Origin of the sequence: Ralstonia soli (assembly GCF_023955655.1) — a bacterium.
In the GTDB taxonomy this organism is placed as follows: domain Bacteria; phylum Pseudomonadota; class Gammaproteobacteria; order Burkholderiales; family Burkholderiaceae; genus Ralstonia; species Ralstonia soli.
The window spans coordinates 162,628-178,109 of the sequence record NZ_JAMXHT010000001.1; the positions used below are offsets into that span (position 1 = coordinate 162,628).

Genomic DNA, 15,482 nt, shown 5'->3' on the forward strand with positions numbered 1-15,482 from the left:
GCCAGGCGGCGAAGTCCACCCGGCTGTTTGGCCAGATGCCCCGTCTGTCACATCTTGGGTTCACCGAGGGCTGCCACCATGCCGCACGCCTGGCACCAGCACCGAAGCGAGTACCGATTTTCAACGGCAATGAGAGGTGAGATGACTGTTGCGATCAAATTCATCAACCCGTTCGGTACCGATCAATACAACGGTTTGATCAGAGAGACGATGGCACCATATTTGCGAGATGGGACGGAGCTTGTCGTCGCGAATACGAGCAATTGCCCCGAAAACATTGACTACTACTACAACAAGCATCTAATCGAAGAAGCAATATTCGAAGAGGTGATCAAGGCGGAGCGGGAGCGATTCGACGCTGTCATTGTCGGGTGTTGCTATGACCCGGGGGTAAGGGTTGCCCGTGAGCTCGTGGACATACCGGTCATTGGACCGCTTGAAGCAGCGATGTATTTCGCACCGTACTTTGGCCACGATTACGTCGTCGTCACCGACCACCACAAAGCCGTGCCATACCTCCGTGACCTTGTGCGGCTGTATGGCCAGCAGGCGAATTGTCTCGACGTTTCGTGTATCAACTGGTTTGTCACTGAAATGATCAAAGATACCGACGGCGTTGCGAGGGATGCGATGAATGCAGCAGTGGCTGCGATGATGAACAAAGGTGCCGAGGCAGCCATCCTCGGCTGCACGATCATCTCTGCAAGCTATGAAAAATTGATCTTGCAAACTGGCGAGGAACGCAATCGCGCGGTACTGAATCCGAATACTTGCGCGCTAAAGATGGCTGAGTCGCTTGCCGATCTCAAGCGCCAAGGCATCTATCAGATCAGTCGCCGTGGCTACTACCAGCAGCTCCAGCAACATAATCCCATCGAGTACGCAGCGGTGCGAAAACGGTTCGCGCACCGTGGACAAGGTGAAGTTTGACAACGATCGTCCCTTCCGATCGGCTGCTTGCTCGGCACTGCGTCAGCAAGCGGCCCCGCCCCGCTTTCCGCCGTGGCTGAGGGTAGACTGGCTTACCCGTTCTTGGTCAATTCGAAGCTATCGGCAATCACTTCAAATGCGTCGTTATCGAGAACCGACCCATTCAGAACAACGGTGACCCAATCCTCCTTGTTCGTAAGCGTGTCCCCAGCGCCGTGTCGACGACGTGAAAAGAAGTTACCAGAGTGATTTCCACCAGAAAGTAGTGGGGACCAAAGTGGCGACAGAAGCGCCGAAGAGACGTTCACGCAGAGGCATCCCGAATCACCCCATTGAGTTAGGACGACAACTGGCGAAGCTGGCGTGCGAGCCAGGCGTATCGGTGGCGCGTCTGGCCATGGAGCACGGGTGCCCCCGAACCTGTCTTCAACTCGTGCCGAGCACTTCGTGCTGGTGAATATGGTCCGGTCGGTTTGCTGCCTGTGACAACGGAGGCCCCGGTGCAAGAGATGCAGCAGCCGGCACCGTCACCAGCTGCCACCGGAACTCCAGCAGGCGCCACTGAGATTAGCGTGGGCAAAACCCGCGTGCGCATTGGAGGCTTACCCGACAAAGCCACGTTACTGTTGGTACTGCGCATGCTGCGCAGTACGTCGGGATCGGCGATATGATTTGCTTACCCAGTCGGACGAAGATCTGGCTGGCCGCCGGCGTGACCGACATGCGCTCGGGCTGCAGCAGTCTGGCCACCAAGGGCCGGCCTGTATTGGTGCGATCCGTTTAGTGGCCACGTGTTCGTATTGCGAGGCAAGCGCGGCGATCTGGTCAAAGTGCGTGTTGATGAGGCGGCTTGAGCGTGGCCGGTTCGTGCGGCCACGTGCCGATGGTGGCGTGGTATGCCTGAGCCTGGCTCAAGCGGCATGCAGTCGATCATCGTGTCAGAAGATCGCATGCTAAAGCAAGGCGGCCATCACGCCACGCTTACGCACGCTGAGTTACCTGACACCATTCCTAATTTGGACCGTGCGTGCTGAACGTATGCGCGCCGCGGCGTTCCCTTGCTCCTGAGGATGGCATCGAGTGATGCCGCATCCAAAGTCGCGAGCATTGTGCCCGCTTTTCCGGATCCACCTTGGTGCGAGTTGTGGTGGTGAGTCGTGATATCGCGCACCCCCATTCAGAGGCGCGCTCCAAATCAAGTAGCGTCTCGCCCCCCGACCGCGCCTCTCCTCGACATGCTGACGTCCATCGCGGCATATCCTAGTCGCGCTTTATTTTTGACTTGATGGTCTAATTTTTTTATTGTAGAGTACATGAACACATTGGCGAGACGGCGTCTTGTGATCTGACGCGCAAGCTGTCGCTCCTGCGGAGAACGTTATGGTTGATCTCAACGGTCGCGTGGCAGTGGTCACGGGCGGTGAAACGGGTATTGGGCTCGCAATCGCTCGCACCCTGGCAATGTCGGGGGCCCAGACGGTCATCGGGGGGATCATCGAAGACAAGGGCAACGAGGCTGCAGAGACAATTCGGACTGCTGGCTGTGAAGCGGTATTCGTCAAGACCGATGTCAGCATCGAAGAGCAGGTTGAGTCGCTAGTTCGTGCCGCAGTTGATCGCTATGGCAAGCTCGACATCATGGTGAACAACGCAGGCGTCTATGACGGTTTTGCGGATTGTCTCGAGACGTCGCCCGCCCTGTGGGATCGAGTTATTGAGATCAACCTCAGGGGTGTGTACTTGGGGACGCGCGCAGCGCTCAAACGAATGGTTCCGCAGCGATCGGGCCGAATTATCAACACGTCCTCGGTTGGGGGCCTTCGTGGCTCTGCAGACGGCTGCTCCTATACAGCGTCCAAGTGGGGGGTCATTGGTTTGACCAAGCAGGTTGCATGTACCCACAGCCAATATGGCATCACCGTCAATGCAATCTGCCCCGGTGTGATTCAGACGAGCCTGCGTGAAACCTCCGCGATAAATCTTGGGGACGTGGCCCCAGACATGAACCGCGGTGTAGGCGATAGCCCCGACGCGTTCAAGGTAGTTGTTCCTGCGAAACGTCGCGGTTCTCCTCAGGAGGTAGCGGAGGTTGCAGCATTTCTCGCATCCGACGCGGCGAGCTATGTCTCAGGGCAAGCGATTGCAATTGACGGCGCTTGGACTGCGTTTTGACAAGGTTATTGAACAATGACAACTGTATGTTTGACCTTCGACTTCGACGCGCTAGCAATTTGGTTTAGCACGTTCAAGCAGACAACTCCCACGGCACTTTCTCGGGGCGAATACGGCGTCCGCGCAGGTATTCCACGCATCTTGGCAATGCTCGCGCGTCAGGGCGTGAAAGCAACGTTTTTTACTCCTGCACATACCGCGCGCAATTTTCCAGCCTCGCTTGAAGCAATTACAAGCGCGGGGCACGAGGTGGCTGCGCATGGTCTACTCCACGAGAGCCCGGTAGGTCTTCCGATAGAAGAGGAGCGTGATCTCTTGTTTCGCAGCCTCGACGAACTTGAGGCAGTGACGGGCAAGCGGCCCCGCGGGTATCGTTCGCCCGCTTGGGACCTTAGCGACAACAGTATCGCGCTTCTCGAAGAGGCGGGCCTTCAGTACGACAGCAGCATGATGGCCAATGACTTTCAACCGTATTTCGCTAGGACGGGCGACAAGATGACGGACGACAAGATCACGTTCGGCGTCAACAGTTCGGTCGTCGAATTTCCGGTCGCATGGGAGCTCGATGATTACCCTTACTTCCATTGGTCTGCGCGCCCATACAACGCGGGTTTGCGTTCGACAGAAGATGTGTTCGGTTCGTGGAAAGGGGAGTTTGACACGGCATATGCGGAAAACGGGGTTTTTACTTTGACATGTCACCCCGAAATTATTGGACGGGGTCCGAGAGTGGCCATGCTTGAGCGCTTGATAGAACAGATGCGCGCTCGGGATGGGGTAGAGTTTTTAACGATGGAAGAAGCTGCAAAGAAATTTAAGGCAGCGTTCCAATCTGAAGAAATTGGTTAACAAAATATAAGGTTAAGGAAATAAATATGTCGACAGTGGAAATTCAGGTCGTTGATCAGATCGGCCCCAATGCAAAGTACTACGAAGAGCTGGAAGTCGGCACGGAGTGGGTGACTCCCCGCCGTACGATCGCCGAGGCCGATATCGTGCTGTTCACCGCTGTTACCGGTGACCAAAATCCGGTCCACACGGACGAGGAGTTCGCGAAGAACAGCATCTTTGGCGCACGTCTCTTGCATGGCCCCGCTGTGTTCGCAATTGCAACCGGGCTTGAGTTTCGCCTTGGCCTCAAAGAGGGTACCGCCATTGCCTTCCTGGGCATGACGTGGGATATGCGAGGCCCCGTGAAGGCTGGCGACACGCTGCACGTGCGTGAGCGAGTGACCTCGAAACGCGAGACGAAAAAGGCCAGCGCCGGTATCGTGTATTTCCACGTTGCGGTTGAGAATCAACGTGGAGAAGTCGTTCAAGAGGGTGAGTGGAAGGTCATGATGAAGCGCAAGCCCGGTCTCGATTCTTGATAAACGACGAATTTTGTGGTGTGCAGACCATGAACAACAACATGCTAACGGCGGACATCGAAGCCTACGCCCTGAACAATCGTCAGCACGTCGCTCTTCGTAGCGGCGATTCAGTATTGACGTACGGGCAGCTTTTGGAGCAGGTCGATGAGCTTGCTAACCGCCTTAAGGATATTGGGATCGGGTCTAACAGCACCGTCGCATCGCTTTGCGAGAATCGGATTGAAGTGATCCTGCTCTACTATGCAATGAGCAGGATCGGTGGGACATTTATTTCGATCAACCCGAGTTTGACGGCTCCCGAGGTTGCTTACATCCTCGATCATGCGAGCGTAACGCTCCTGTTGCACGACGAGAAGATGCGAATGGCGGCAGAGGCCGCCGCAGCACAAGTGCCTACTGTCCGCAAAGCGATTTTTGAAGACCTAGGGAGCGTAGGCGGGATAGAGAGCAGCGAGAAATCCACCGTTGCCTCTACTGAGATCTTCCAGATTGCCTACACATCGGGTTCAACGGGGAAGCCAAAAGCTGTTGCGTTTGACCAAGTGGCGGAAGTAGCTGGAAATCAATCGCTTATCGATCTATGGGGCATGACTCCGGACGACGTAACGGTTGTTGCGTTGCCTCTCGGGTTTCTGTACGGCCTTTCGACCGCGTCCTCTATGACGCTTCAGGCCGGAGCCGAAGTCGTGCTGATGAGGCGATTTCACCCACGAGAAGTGCTGGAAGCATTTGTAAACCACAAGGCCACCGTGTTTCATGGTGTTCCGACGATGTTCGCCATGATGCTGGAATATGTCGAGCAGAATGACATGCACATCGACTTGTCATTCATGCGCCTATTGGTGTCGGCTGGTGCTCCGTTGACACGTGAGCTTCGCGATCGCTTTGAGGTCAAGTTCAATAAGAAAATCGACGACTACTACGGGCTGACAGAAGTTCGACCCGTCTTTGGGCGGTTTGCAGATGATCCTTCGCCGGTTCCGGATGGCGCGATCGGAAAGGCCGCACCAGGGGTGATCATCAAGATCGTTGATGCCGATGGCAGCGAGGTGAAGGACGGCGAGGTGGGCGAACTGCTTGTGCGCGCGCCATCGACGACGCTTGGCTACTACAAAAATCCGGAGCTGACGGCGGCCACGTTCGAGAGCGGCTTGATGAGAACCGGTGACCTTGGCTATCGAGATGAGAACGGCTTCTACTATCTCACCGGCCGAATCAAAGACATCATCATTCGCGGTGGTGCAAATATCGCGCCTGCGGAAGTCGAGGAAACCATTGCGACTCATCCAGACGTCAAGTCTGTGTCGGTTATTGGCGTGCCAGACGAGAAATTCGGCCAGGTTGTTGCCGCATATGTGGTTCCTCGTGACATCCATCATATCTCGAAAGAAGGGTTGGTCGAATACTGCAAGGTGAGGCTCGCCGATTTCAAAGTTCCTAGTCAGATTTACTGGTCAGACGATTTGCCGCTGGGCGTCACTGGGAAAGTTGACAAGAAGGCGCTTCTTGCGCGCTGGACCGAAGAGCGCGCATCGACGCATGCCTAATCTCGGCAAGCCGATTCGATGCCTTGAGTTGGCGGCAGAGATGGAAATTTTGGGCCTCACGATGTGAGGCCGTAGATCAGTGGATTGATAGATAGTAGCGACCATGAAGACGCACAAGATCGCGGTACTCGCAGGTGACGGTATCGGAAAAGAGGTGATGCCGGAGGGCCTCCGTGTTGTCACCGCCGCTGCGGAAAAGTACGATATCCAGCTAGAATTCGAAACGTTTGATTGGGCAAATTGCGATTACTTCGCCAAACATGGCGACATGATGCCGGCCGACTGGTTCGAGCAACTGCGCAATTTTGAAGCAATCTACTTCGGTGCCGTGGGCTGGCCTGAGATCGTCCCAGACCATGTTTCATTGTGGGGTTCGCTCCTCAAATTCCGGCGAGAGTTTGACCAGTACGTTAATTTGCGCCCGGTACGCCTTATGCCCGGTGTACCTTGTCCGCTTGCGGGGAAGAGTCCTAGCGATATCGACTTCTATGTCGTTCGCGAGAATACGGAGGGCGAGTATTCTTCCGTGGGGGGGCATATCTTCGCAGGTACTGACCGCGAGGTCGTCCTTCAAGAGGCCGTGTTTTCGCGTCATGGCGTCGACAGGATCGTAAAGTTTGCATACGAACTCGCGAACAGCCGCCCGAAGAAGCATCTTACGTCTGCAACGAAGTCGAACGGTATTTCGATCTCCATGCCGTTCTGGGATGAGCGCGTCGCCGCCATTGGTGCATCCTATCCAGATGTAAAGTGGGACAAGTACCACATCGATATCCTCTGCGCGCGTTTTGTTCTCTCGCCAGAGCGCTTCGATGTTGTCGTCGCGTCTAATCTGTTTGGCGACATCCTTTCCGATCTTGGCCCAGCCTGTGCGGGCACGATTGGCATCGCACCGTCGGCGAACCTGAATCCGGAAAGAACGTTCCCATCACTGTTCGAGCCCGTGCACGGCTCAGCACCGGATATCTACGGGAAAAATATTGCCAACCCGCTCGGGATGATCTGGACAGGCGCAATGATGCTGGATTTTCTGGGTCGAGGAGAAGGGAAGTACCGTGCAGCGCACGACGCAATCTTGCGCGCCATCGAAGAATGTATCGCTGAGGGACCGCGCACACCGGACTTGGGTGGGAAAGCAAACACGGCAGAGGTAGGGGTGGATGTGAGTGCGCGAGTAAGGTAGGCGTGAATGGGCACCCTCTCGCTACGAACGCATCATCCATTCTGATTGGCGCCCGGGACTTTCGCTGTGGAAACCTTGTCGACAAGCATCGCGGGCTCTGCGCACCCCTGGGCCCCCCGGCTTGAGAGACGCGCTCTCAAGGCTCGTTTTCGACAGCGAGAGAACAGCAACGGTAGGGGGACGGCGGCATAGGGAAACTACGGTGTCGCCGCAAAGCCTTGATGGTCTGGCTAGGACTGCTGAAAACTCGCTGTCTGGCGTAAACCGGTTGTATCAGAATGCCTGACTTACTAGAGTCAACGTACTTATTGGTATGAAAATGTAACCAATAAGTATAAATTGTGACGGGGCGACGAAGTTAGCGGACGGAGCTTGGCGCGATGTGCGGAGTAATGTGGGGCCGCGATGAGTGGCACGCACTCCAGCATAAACATGCGGGACCAACCGAACCTCGTGCCAGTGGCTAGAGACGTCGTGCGAGCGGCCACTAATGCAGATCGAGGAGTTGTTGGAAGAATGGAAATGTTGAGTAACCGTGCAGACGGCGCCGCGGGCAGTCCTGAGCCAGAGGGCAAACTGAGTAGCGGGCGACCCGCTACGCTTTCCGGGCACTTGGGAACGTTCGACATTGTGTTTACCGTCTTGGCCTATAACGCGCCGCTGACGGTTGTCACAGGCTTTATTGGACTCCTGTTGTCGATGGGGAATGGATTGGGCACCCCGGTGACCTTTGTGGTTGCCGGCTGCCTTATGTTGTTGTTCTCAGTTGGCTTCACCACGATGTCGAAGTATGTGCGCAATGCCGGTGCGTTCTATGCGTATATCACCGCTGGACTCGGGCGTCCGATCGGATTTGGCAGCGCGCTAATGGCGATGCTCGCTTATGGTTTCATGATGGTTGGCATCTACCTTTATGCCGGTGTGGTCTACACGTCGTTGGCTAAACATCTGTTCAATAGCACGGCGATCGTCTGGTGGGTGTATTCGCTGATCCTGTGGGCGATCGTTTCTGTATTTGGATACCTACGCATCACCTTCTCGGCGAAGATTCTCACGTTGGCATTGATTTTTGAGGTGCTGCTCGTATTTGTCTGGGAGATAGCGATCGCTTTCAGTAAGGGGCCGTCTGGAATCTCGCCTGTTTGGCTGACTCCCAGCGCCGCCACGTCCGGTTCCGTCGGACTCAGTTTGCTTTTTGGTGTGACAAGTTTTGCGGGCTTCGAAGCGACGGCTGTTTTTCGTGAAGAGGCTCGTAACCCTGAAGTGACCGTCCCGCGCGCCACATACAGTGCAGTCATCTTCCTGACGGTCCTGTTCGCGTCGGCCTCCTATTTCCTGATTTGTGGTTACGGACCAGAGGCCGCGATAGCCAAAGCTGGCGCAGATGCGTCAACTGTGGCAATTGATAGTATTGGTATGTTTTTGGGCAAGGCGGGTTTGGAGGCTGTCAACGTGCTGGTTTGTTCGAGCGTGTTCGCGTGTCTTCTCGCGTTGCATAATATTTTGTCGCGATACATCTACTGTCTCGGCATTGATGGTACGGCTCCCCGAGCATGGGCAGCGGTGCATGAGCGCCATGGTTCACCGCATCGAGCATCGATGATAGTGACGGCCCTAATGCTGGTGATCATAGTCTGTGTGATAAAGAGCGGTGTGGAGCCATACGCCGGATATGGTGCACTGACCGGAGTTGGCGGGTACGCTCTTCTTCTTCTTTTGGTTCTCACTTCGCTGTCCGTATTGATGTTCTTCGTGCGGAAACCAACCGGCGCAAACTTCCTGAAATCCAAGGTTGCGCCGTTGATTAGCTTTGTTTTGTTGTCCCTGATTGGTTACTTGGCGTCCATCAATATGGACGTACTCACGGGTAACGTGAGGGTAGCGGAAATATTGCTGGCGTTCATCTTTGGTACGCTTGTCCTTGGGTGTCTATACGCGCGACGTCTAAAAGTAACCAAGCCAGACGTGTACGCTGCGATCGGTCGCCAGAAAATCTGAGGAATGAACGATGAGGAATTGCTGCGGATTCTCAAAATGGATAACGCGTTGACCGAATAAATCCGTCATAAGTCGATCATATCCATGACGCTCGCCGGCGGCGCCCCTATTGTTATCTGCAGTCGCCATCTTCTGATTAGGATGGGAGCTGAGGAGACGGTTTTTCTTTCGCAGATTAGATAATGGTAAGTTGCGATGTCGGCGATAGCGGAGCATCGGCCGGCGTGAGTGTGATAAGAATGAGCGTGTGCTGCGATTGTCTGAAAACCGTGGAACCTGTTTGCCGATCACACTGTTTCCACTAAAAGACGGCTCCCTGCTTGTATGTGCCTACTGAGAGTCTGGTTGCTTAGGGTGGCAAGGATAAGCTGAGCGAAATACGTTCGTGTGAAGCTGGTCTCGTCACTCTTCAAAAGATTGTTTACGCAATTTTAAGTTGAGGCCGGTTAACTATGAGAAGCCTTTTTGAAGGCTTTTTTTATTGGAGCAACACCGTCAATGTCGCCGTTCGAGACGATGCGGAACTTTGTCATTCCGCCGACAAAGAACGAAGCACAACAAAATGGGGGGTATCGTGGGTTCCGGGAACGAAGGATTCTGGTCGTCGCGTAGGGCTGGGTTTCTGAACTTGTCGTCGTTGAGCTTGAGGGCGAGGCTGTTGGTGGTCACGGTTCTTACCGTCCTACTGGGCTTCTTGATTACGATATCGGCACTGACTTGGCAGTCAACGGAGGCTCAGAAGACTTCCGCGCTTATGTATGCTGAGCAATTGGCCGATAGGAGTGCGGAAAACGTCGAAACTCACTTGGTGGCTGCGAGTCGCGCAGTGCATCAACTTGTAGACATGCTCGAGGCTGATCGCGCGCTTGGCGGGGCAAGACGTCACGTGGGTATCGACTTCATAAGACGCATCGTAGAGGCTAATCCAGGATATCTGGCAATGTGGACCGTCTGGGAGTCGAATGCTTTTGACGGCCGAGACGTTGAGTTTGTGCACACGGCAGGCACCGATGGGACGGGTCGATTCATTCCCACGTGGGCGAGATACACAGGAAGCGTAGCACTGGAACCAGCGGTCTATTACGACGCGAGCACAGAGGAGGGCGATTGGTATCGTGAGCCTCAACGGACCGGTCACGATGTAATTACCGAACCGAAGACCTATGCGTTGCACGGGAAGAATATATTGCTGTCGAGCGTTGAGGTCCCGATGTACGAGAAGGGAAAGTTTCTCGGCGTGACGGGGGTCGACATCGACTTCGAGAAGATCCAGTCTGAACTGGCGCGCGTTCATCCCTTTGGCACTGGATTTCTGAGCCTAGTCTCGCAAGATGGAAAGGCAATCGCGGATGGACACGTTGGAGGAGCGAAAGCGTCGATCGGTACGGGTTTCGACGTAGAACAACTAGCCGCTGTTCGTGCGGGGAAGCGGCTTATTACGGAAACAACTCTCGATTCAGGGCAGAAGGCCATACGCATACTTGTTCCCGTTCCGGTTCCCCAAACGGGTAGCTCCTGGTCGCTTGTTGTAACCGTGCCGGAGCGGGAGGTCTTGGCAGGCGTTGTAAAACAACGGTTGATGGCAGCAGCTCTGGGTGTGCTGAGCGTAGTAGCCGTATCGATGCTGCTGGGATTTTGCATCAACCGGACCGTGCTTCGTCCTATGGGCGGAGAGCCGCAGGCGGTACGAGCTATTGCGTCGCAAGTCTCGGCAGGTGATCTAACCGGCGCTGTTTCTCTGGCAGAAAACGACACGTCGAGCTTGATGGCGGCAATGGCGAGGATGCAGGACAGCTTACGCCGCATAGTAAGGACGGTCCGGGAGAACGCGGAGGGTATTGCTGTTGCCTCCACAGAAATTGCCGAGGGCAACCAAGATCTAAGTAATCGGACGTCTCAGCAGGCGGTTGCTATCGAGCAGGCAAGTGCGTCTATGGAAGAGTTTGCGGCGACGATTCAGGAGAACTCGTCCAACGCGCACGAAGCTAACTCTCTTGCGTCGGACGCAGCAGTTGTAGCAACGAAGGGGGGCGAGGCCGTGGGGCAGGTGGTCGTGACCATGCGTCGAATTAGCGACAGCTCTAAACGAATCACTGACATTGTTGGCTTGATCGAATCAATTGCGTTTCAGACGAATATCTTGGCTCTCAACGCGGCTGTTGAGGCGGCTCGCGCAGGGGAGAATGGCAGAGGATTCGCAGTTGTTGCTACAGAAGTGCGAAGTTTGGCCCAGCGATCTGCGGTGGCATCGAAGGAAATCAGAGAACTCGTCGCAAGCAACCAGGATTTGGTGAGTCAAGGCACAGGTCTTGCGGATGATGCGGGCTCAACGATGACTGACGTAATGACAAAGATCTTGCAAGTCGCGTCAATTATCAGCGAGATTTCGATTGCCAGCGCTGAGCAAGAAAAGTCGGTTTCCCAACTTGGTACGGTCGTACGCGGGATTGATGACAACACGCAGAGAAACGCCGCGCTTGTCGAGCAAAGCGCTGCGGCCACACAAGGTCTTCGGAATCAGGCTAACGAGCTTGTCAGGCTGGTGTCTACGTTCAAGATACCGGTCCAGGCAGCGTAGCTGGCTTACAACGGCCGCATGGCGTCCACTGAGCGCCGACGGCGATCTATAGCAACTCACGCAGGGGGATGGCACGTGCTGGTCGATTTGTTAGCCAACATCCACTTCATGTGGCATCTCTTGTGCAGCCTAACGCTGTGCTGTTCATCCCAGCTCCGGCAGTTCGATATCGGACGTACTTTGTAACGCTCACACGGGTTTGACGACTGCGCCCCTTCTTAGCGGCAAAGAGAGATTCCTGTTCGTCAATGTTTCATCGCTCAAGGAAAAATCCATGCCGACCACACGCCAGTCTCACCTAAGCGAGTCGCGGAAGGTCAAAACCGGCGGCATTCGTCGGGCCTTCTTTGTCGGGCGATTGCGCTGGGGGATGTTGGCGCTCGTATTTGCAGCCACAGCGCTCAATTACATTGATCGCGCTGCGCTTGGGATACTTCAGCCCGTCTTAAGTTCCTCGATGGGTTGGACAGCGATGGACTATGCCAACATTAACTTTTGGTTCCAGGCCGGCTACGCGGTCGGCTATCTGTTGCAGGGCACTTTGATCGACCGACTTGGTGTCAAACGCGTGTATTTCGCTGCGGTTTTGTGCTGGAGCGTCGCGACAGGTGCACACGCGCTGACAACTTCGGTGGCAGGTTTCACGCTTTGCCGGTTGGTACTCGGGCTGGCTGAAGGCGCAAACTATCCGTCAGGCGTCAAGGTGGCTCGGCTGTGGTTCCCTGCCGGAGAACGGGCAATCGCGACCGGGATCTTTAACGCTGGCACTCATGTGGGCGCCATCATCACGCCGCTCCTGTTGCCGGTGATTCTTCTGGTGCTGGGATGGCAAGCGGTATTCATCGTGATCGCGTTTTGCGGGTTGCTCTGGGCCGCTGTCTGGGCACGCCACTATTTCGATCCGCAAAAGCATCCAACGATTAGTCAATTGGAGTTGACCTACATACAAGGCGGTTCGGAACCACCAGCTCCTCGAGTGTCGATCTATCAGATTCTGGCGATGCGCGGAACATGGGCGTTCGCTATTGCATTCACCTTGACTGCACCAGTGTTCTGGTTTTATCTCTACTGGTTGCCGCCGTATCTTTATCAGCATTATTCTCTCGGCATAAGTGTGAATCAGATTGGCGTTCCTCTCATTGTTATCTACTGCGCTGCCGATGCAGGCAGTATTGGCGGTGGTTTCTTGTCGTCGTTCTTGATTACTCGCGGGATGCAACCCGTTCCCGCTCGTCTTGCCAGCATGTTCCTATGCGCGCTTGTGGCCGTCAGCATCGTCGCCGCCGATTCAGGCGACCTGTGGACGGCGGTGTTGGCAATTGCGTTTGGCATAGCGGCAGGCCAAGCGTGGATCTCCAACCTCTACTGCATTCTGATGGACTACACGCCCCGGCACATGGTGAGCACCGTATTTGGATTTGGCGGGATGTGCGCCGCGGTAGGCGGTATGTTCATGACACAGATTGTCGGCTATGAGCTCACGACTACGCACAACAATTTCAGGCTCCTTTTTATGTGCATCCCTGCTCTCTATGCTGTCTCGCTGGTATGGCTACTATTGATGGCACCGAAACGCTCGGTCAACTGAGGAGTTCTAACGAATCTAAAGACAAACCTTTAATGTCCCATGTGATCAGCTGGAAGTCATTTCGCCCCGCACGTACGGCTTCGCCCATTGTCGAGGCTAGCATCAGTCAGCCGGCTTGGCGCACGGTTAAGAAATCTAGGGTGGACGGCGCAAGAGGGTCGCTTGTTTCGCAATCATCGTGTCGCCAGTTGCACTCCCTCTATGTGCGTGGCAACGACGCCTGGCCAGCGCGATGAGGCCTTGGTTGTGACGCGCTTGCCTTGCTGGATCTTGCGCGTGTAGTAGGCGCGTGAGACGGGGCTCGCAAGGCTGCAAGAGAAGGAAGGTGCGTTTGAGCACCTTGTTGCCGCGCCGGATGGGAGTTCACCTCGGATGGACGAGCCCGAGCGTCGGGGGACTGGCGCGCAGCCAGCGTAGGCGGCCAGATGCGCGGCCGAAGCGAAGGCCTCGTGCGCGACTTCGGCCAGGAGTCCGGCGGCGGTCCTGATGCCGACTCGGAGCATGCTGGTCAGGAACAGGGAAAGAGGGTGGCACGTACCAGGCGCTCGGCTTCACTGGCGACCCCGTCGCGCTGCTGCAGCAACGCAGCGAACTGCTTGGCAAGGGACGGCATGACGACGGTCGCGGTCTGGGTGCCGGGCGCGACCACGGTCTGTTCGCCAAGCGCCTGAACGATCTCGGCGGCAAAGCGCTTGCCCATGCGCGGAGCAAGTTTGGTCTGGCGGTTGGCGAGTGTCTTCTTGCTGGTTGCGGCAAGTGCGGTCGGTGACGAGTAGCGCTCAAGCAGGTCGAGCACGGCGGGATGGAATTTAGGTGAGTAGGCCGCGAATGCGGTTGCTGGTTTGGGTGACTTGGGCGGCCAGATCGTCGTCGAAGCCGCACAGCATGGTGAGTTCGGCAATCCGCTCGTCTGCCAGCCGCAGAGAGCGCAGGGTGTGCGGCATCGATCGGTCGGGCGGCTTCGGCAGTGATTGCCGCGTCGTGGGCGTCAGTCTTGGCTTCGCCGGCGTGCAGATCGGCAATGCGGCACATGACCAACCCTGGCAGATAGGCGACCAGGACACGCTCGTCGCAAGCGACGGCCACCGGCAGGGCACCGGCGGTGGCGGGTTGGTCGACGACGAACAGAAGCTGGCCGTGCGCCTTGGGTTCGTTGATCGGGGCACGTAGCTTGCTTCGTCATTGAGCAGCGCCTTGCTGTACAAGCGCTTGCCGCTGCGACCCAGCGCGACGGCGTGATGCTAGCCCTTGCCGACATTGACGCCGACAAAGACATCAATGAAATTGTGCTGAAGCGGTTCTTGCGTGAAGGCGAGACGCGGTGAAACACATTGGCCCGCAACCTTGGCGGCAAGTCCCGGCGCCCACGTTACGGACGGCCTCAGGAAATCCAGGCTAAGCCCCTATCAGCGATCACCAGCCCCCCACGAGGCCCGGTGACAAGCCCCCCCCCCAGATCATGGGCGACTTGGGGGCCGGAGTCATGCCAGGCCCGGCTGGCCAAAGCCCCGATTATTGGGGACGAAGATAGTAACGGGGGCTGCGGCAAATATTTCGGTCCCACTCGATGCACTACTGCTACCTGCCGGCATTGCGGTTGGACTTATGCGCCAACTTGCCTCGGTCGAGCGTAGAGAAGCGGGCAGTTCGACTGCTTTCCCCGCAATTTGACTGACGAGGATGTACCCGTGAGTGCCGCCGGATCTTTAATCGCGCTTGCGTGGGTTCGCCCACATGTCCGTCCGTGCTGTCCGGTGACCTTCGACTCAAGTGGAGCCTAGCGGAGGATACTGATCGTTACCAAGTATCGATAAGAAGAACCACTACTCATGCGCAGCTCCTTTGAGGTTTGCCGGAAGGCATCCCTGGGTGAAGGATCCGCGCGGCGAAACGAGCCGGGGCAAGATTTAGGAGTGTCAAACAACACGCTGGGTCTGATGTAGGTCCAGGGAAAGCTCGTATTGGGTCGCAAATTCGGAACGAGCACTTGAAGTCGGAGCTAGCCGGTCGCGTACATTCCTGGTGCACGCAAGGGCTAGGAGCGAGGAAGATCATGGTGCACGGGCGGCGACAGCCGTGAATTGATCGGTTCGCTGCACCTAAGTCGGGCTTC

General features: G+C 56.1%; 9 protein-coding genes and 2 pseudogenes. 10 read left to right on the forward strand and 1 reads right to left on the reverse strand.

Annotation, left to right across the window (positions count from 1 at the left end; all coding sequences use genetic code 11):
* Window positions 1-141 precede the first annotated feature (141 nt).
* The 10 genes and pseudogenes from NG900_RS00730 (at window position 142) to NG900_RS00770 (ending at window position 13,369) form a co-directional block, all read left to right on the forward strand.
* The gene (locus NG900_RS00730) at window positions 142-930 is read left to right on the forward strand and encodes an aspartate/glutamate racemase family protein (RefSeq protein WP_252675716.1); all 789 of its coding nucleotides are present in this window, start codon (window positions 142-144) and stop codon (window positions 928-930) included.
* Window positions 931-1,195: 265 nt separating this feature from the next.
* Window positions 1,196-1,601: pseudogene (locus tag NG900_RS26665) on the forward strand (transposase).
* Between the two features lie 709 nt (window positions 1,602-2,310).
* The gene (locus NG900_RS00735; RefSeq protein WP_252675718.1) at window positions 2,311-3,102 is read left to right on the forward strand and encodes an SDR family NAD(P)-dependent oxidoreductase; all 792 of its coding nucleotides are present in this window, start codon (window positions 2,311-2,313) and stop codon (window positions 3,100-3,102) included.
* Between the two features lie 30 nt (window positions 3,103-3,132).
* The gene (locus tag NG900_RS00740) at window positions 3,133-3,951 is read left to right on the forward strand and encodes a polysaccharide deacetylase family protein (RefSeq protein ID WP_252675720.1); all 819 of its coding nucleotides are present in this window, start codon (window positions 3,133-3,135) and stop codon (window positions 3,949-3,951) included.
* A 26-nt stretch (window positions 3,952-3,977) separates the two neighbouring features.
* Window positions 3,978-4,472, forward strand: coding sequence for a MaoC/PaaZ C-terminal domain-containing protein (locus NG900_RS00745; protein WP_252675722.1), 495 nt, complete (start codon window positions 3,978-3,980; stop codon window positions 4,470-4,472).
* Between the two features lie 29 nt (window positions 4,473-4,501).
* Window positions 4,502-6,022, forward strand: coding sequence for a class I adenylate-forming enzyme family protein (locus tag NG900_RS00750; RefSeq protein ID WP_252675724.1), 1,521 nt, complete (start codon window positions 4,502-4,504; stop codon window positions 6,020-6,022).
* A 103-nt stretch (window positions 6,023-6,125) separates the two neighbouring features.
* Window positions 6,126-7,205, forward strand: coding sequence for a tartrate dehydrogenase (locus NG900_RS00755; protein ID WP_252675726.1), 1,080 nt, complete (start codon window positions 6,126-6,128; stop codon window positions 7,203-7,205).
* Window positions 7,206-7,727: 522 nt separating this feature from the next.
* On the forward strand, window positions 7,728-9,203 hold the full coding sequence (locus NG900_RS00760) for an APC family permease (RefSeq protein WP_252675728.1): 1,476 nt from the start codon (window positions 7,728-7,730) through the stop codon (window positions 9,201-9,203).
* A gap of 886 nt (window positions 9,204-10,089) precedes the next feature.
* A complete protein-coding gene (locus NG900_RS00765) occupies window positions 10,090-11,781 on the forward strand; it encodes a methyl-accepting chemotaxis protein (RefSeq protein ID WP_338001345.1) in 1,692 nt (563 codons plus the stop codon).
* 274 nt (window positions 11,782-12,055) lie between these two features.
* Window positions 12,056-13,369, forward strand: coding sequence for an MFS transporter (locus tag NG900_RS00770; protein WP_252675730.1), 1,314 nt, complete (start codon window positions 12,056-12,058; stop codon window positions 13,367-13,369).
* 135 nt (window positions 13,370-13,504) lie between these two features.
* Here the strand turns inward: NG900_RS00770 and NG900_RS00775 are convergent.
* Window positions 13,505-14,754 (reverse strand): annotated as a pseudogene (locus tag NG900_RS00775) (IS110 family RNA-guided transposase).
* Window positions 14,755-15,482 lie beyond the last annotated feature (728 nt).